The sequence below is a fragment of the Shewanella sp. GutDb-MelDb genome, from assembly GCF_002836075.1.
Taxonomy (GTDB): Bacteria; Pseudomonadota; Gammaproteobacteria; order Enterobacterales; family Shewanellaceae; genus Shewanella.
This window is the reverse complement of sequence record NZ_PJBM01000033.1, coordinates 1-3,611: the sequence shown is the minus strand read 5'-3', so window position 1 is coordinate 3,611 and position 3,611 is coordinate 1. Positions and strand designations below refer to the sequence as shown.

Below are 3,611 nucleotides of genomic sequence, written 5' to 3'. Positions count from 1 at the left end.
AGTAAAAAGTATGGGTTACAGCATTTCGCCTAGCAAGGAACTTAAACACGACTAAAACAGTTAGTTAAGCTTTGCTCTGTTACATAATCAATTTTAATTAAGGTAGGATTTTGAAAAAATATATTTTGCACACCGTAAAGTCTGAAACTATAGGACTAGATACACAAGTTAACTTGCGCTTAGAGATATCTCGCAATGATATTCCTACTCGCCTATCTGACTTTGCAGGAGGGGTAGCGGAGCTTTATGACGGCTACTCAACTGCAACGACTAATTTTACAATCTCCTTGGCTGACCATGATGAAAGAAGAATTAAGTTAACAAATAATGATAATTATAAAATTGAACTTGCCCCAGAGTTTATTCGACATATTGACTCAAACGCTCCATTGAATCAACTTCGTGAAATTCCGCTTAAAAATGGTCAAAATTTATATGACTATAAAATAATGAATTCAAACTGGCGGTTGAGATAAACCTAAGCGGGTAGCCGGAGGTGTCTAGCCTCCAGCACCCACACCACCCTGCATGCGGCTCCGCACAGGGCGGTTCCCAAAGATGTTTAGAATAAATTGGCCGATTAGCTCCGACTTACTCCAGTGCTGGTTGCTATATTCTCAACGCCAATACCCCTTAATCCCGGTCGGGCATGGAATATTGAGTTGCACAGACTCCTCACAGGTCCTCAAGTTTAGGCCTTCACCATATCCCAACCATTACGATGAGCGTTGGGCACTATGCCGTCTGCTGACTTCTGCTTAATCACATATCAAATTACCTCGGGATGCGCTATCGGTTTCCATCTGGTTCGCTCTTTTCAGTCGATGAAATTGAAAAGCCAAGGCACTTATAAACCAGAGCCTTACTGGTTAATGACCGATCGCGTGTTAAGCAGATCTTCCCACTCTTTATTGGTAAGCAGGAACATGAACTTTCTTTGCACAGTTGCATCATTTACGGTGGCCATTAGATCACGTGGTTTCGTCGTCTTGTGCCAACTCACCTCTAGCCTACGCCTCATATGATGTTCTTGTTCATTAGCTCGCACTCTTTGCAACAATAAGTGCTAGCGGCCTCCTCTGGACCAATCCTCGCGGATAAGCCCTTGCCATTCGCTAGTAGTTAACGTTTAATAACAGCACGTTATTTAATGGTGACCTTCCTACAGAGGATTTTCACCTCATTAGATCATGCCCATGCTGGGCGTTGTTTATCCCTTAATGCGGCATTAGACATCACGGGGCGCACCTTTGTATGAGAGTTAAAGTAATATGCTAGAAGACAGCCAAAGAGAGACTCTTACCGACAAAAAATTTACAGACGAGGAGAGCGGAGAAAGCTATGTGAACAAGTTATTTACTCGACTTGTTGCGAAAGATGTCGTGTTTCGAAATGTTGATTTTAAATACTGCATTTTTGATGCTGCATACTTGAGAAACTGTAAATTTGAGTCTTGTGATTTTACGGGTTGCAGATTCCTCAATAGTAACTTACTTGGCTCGGCGTTCAGTGGATGCTCATTTGATTATGCGACGTTTGAAAAAACCCAAGTAGATACAGATATTTTGCTCACAAGCTGTCCAAGAACGGAAAATCTTAAACTTAAGTTTGCAAGATCTTTAAGGACCAATTATCAGCAACTTGGTGATGCAAAAGCTGCGAATAAGGCGATAAGCATAGAATTAAAAGCAACAGAAGACCATTTATACAAGGCATGGGCCTCAAAAGAACCTTACTACAGAAAGAAGTATAAAGGGTTAGCTAGGATTACATTGTTCACTGAATGGGTGGAATTTAAGTTTCTTGATTTCATATGGGGCAATGGCGAAAGTGCTTACAAGCTATTTCGAGCAGTATTTTTAGTGTTATGTATGATTACGCTATATGATGTTTTTAAGTTTGGTGACGCAAACTTAGTCAGCAACTATTTGCTTTCATTTGTAAAATCACCGCAAATTCTGTTTGGAGTAAATGATTCAGAAAACTATCCTGGCTCTTTCTTGGCTTTAGTATTTGCTACTAGGCTGATCATGTTCGGCTTCTTTATGTCTATTATCATTAAGAGATTTAACAGGAGATAATTTTGCACATTTATGCTTTCGGATCCGTGTGTAGAGGCGAAATTGATCTTGGCTCAGATATCGACATGCTAGCTATAATCAGTGAGCAATCGAATAATATTAACCCTTCAGATTATTCAATATATTCGTACGAACGTATAAAAGAGTTATGGGAACAAGGTAATCCTTTTGCGTGGCACTTACATCTAGAATCGAAGTTGGTTTTTTCTAAGGAAGGATCCAACTACTTACAAGATTTGGGCTGTCCTAATAAGTATACCAACGGCGACGCTGACTGTAAGAAGTTTTACGAAATATTCCATTCCGCATGCAACTCCTTACAAGAATCTTCATTGTCACAGGTATTTGATCTTTCTACCATATTTTTAGCAATTAGAAATTTCTCTACATGTTACTCGCTAGCAAAATTAGAGTATCCCGATTTTTCAAGGCACTCTAGCTTAAACTTAGATGAGTTCAGTATTTCCATTCAAGATCAACAATACCGTATTCTCGAGGCCGCGAGGATACTCTCTACAAGAGGAGTAGGTCCAAACCTTACTGATGTACAGATAAGCATCGCAATCAATAGCATTCCAGAAATAGACCTCTGGATGAAGTCTCTGATAAATATAAAAAGATCATAATCATGAGTGAGTTTAGAAACAGAATAGAGTCTCAGCGTGAAGCTGTAAAAATTGTAAATAGTTTCAATCTTTATAATGAGCCATTGTTTAGTTTAACCGAAAAGTCTATCAACAGATGGGTTTCTGTAAATACCATTAATCCTGCAGATATTCATGTTGATTTGATATATCAGGCATCGAAAAAATTATTTTTCTTAGCTAATAAAAGTCAAGGGCAAATAACAGATGATTATCAATTGTTGTCAAAAGAAGTAACAAGGCTTCTAAAGAGCATAAATAGGGAAATGAGCGAACTGAATAAAAACTATGCTAGCGAACAAAGCGATTAAGAAAGATTCGGACGTGTGGCGTTTATACTATGCGTTGAGTCCGGGGGGGAATGCGCAATGCTGAGATATGGGTATTGCAGTATTTACGCTTCAACATGGCGTTACTGAACACACAATACGTCATGGATTTTAAAAAACGTTTGATCTAACTCGTTTAAGGATGAATTGGTCGGAGTGAATTAGCGGTTTTGAATAAACGAAGATACTTTTTCTAATCTGAACCATCCGTGTTAGAGCAAATCACCTACCTCATTTCTGTCCAGAAATAAGTTAACACTCCCAAAGATATAATGAGTCAGTCGGGGTTCTTGTGTTATCTTTTTCCTGCATACAGTTCTCGCATACTGATGTTTATACCGTTATCAATTTAAATGTATCAATATAGCTTAATATGCAGCACTTACTTATAGAAGTAACCACATTCCCCAAGTAGCATAGTTTCAGCACCAGTAATAAGTCGCTTATTTAGGTTAGTCTCTATTATTGATAATTTTACAGTTTCTACTTTAACAGAAGACCCATCTTCATAAAAAGCCATACTCGGAAAGCTAACCGTATCAAATGCATAAGTAGTA

General features: G+C 38.6%; 4 protein-coding genes. All 4 read left to right on the top strand.

Annotated features, from left to right (window positions below; translation table 11 throughout):
* The first annotated feature begins 110 nt into the window (after nt 1-110).
* The 4 genes from CXF82_RS00845 to CXF82_RS00830 all read left to right on the top strand — a co-directional run bounded on the left by CXF82_RS00845 (nt 111) and on the right by CXF82_RS00830 (nt 3,036).
* Nucleotides 111-476, top strand: coding sequence for a hypothetical protein (locus tag CXF82_RS00845; protein ID WP_102043510.1), 366 nt, complete (start codon nt 111-113; stop codon nt 474-476).
* Between the two features lie 795 nt (nt 477-1,271).
* Nucleotides 1,272-2,081, top strand: a complete 810-nt coding sequence (locus tag CXF82_RS00840) for a pentapeptide repeat-containing protein (protein ID WP_102043509.1) — start codon at nt 1,272-1,274, stop codon at nt 2,079-2,081.
* Nucleotides 2,082-2,083: 2 nt separating this feature from the next.
* The gene (locus CXF82_RS22735; RefSeq protein WP_102043508.1) at nt 2,084-2,707 is read left to right on the top strand and encodes a nucleotidyltransferase domain-containing protein; all 624 of its coding nucleotides are present in this window, start codon (nt 2,084-2,086) and stop codon (nt 2,705-2,707) included.
* A 2-nt stretch (nt 2,708-2,709) separates the two neighbouring features.
* On the top strand, nt 2,710-3,036 hold the full coding sequence (locus CXF82_RS00830) for a hypothetical protein (protein ID WP_102043507.1): 327 nt from the start codon (nt 2,710-2,712) through the stop codon (nt 3,034-3,036).
* The last annotated feature ends 575 nt before the right edge of the window (nt 3,037-3,611 follow it).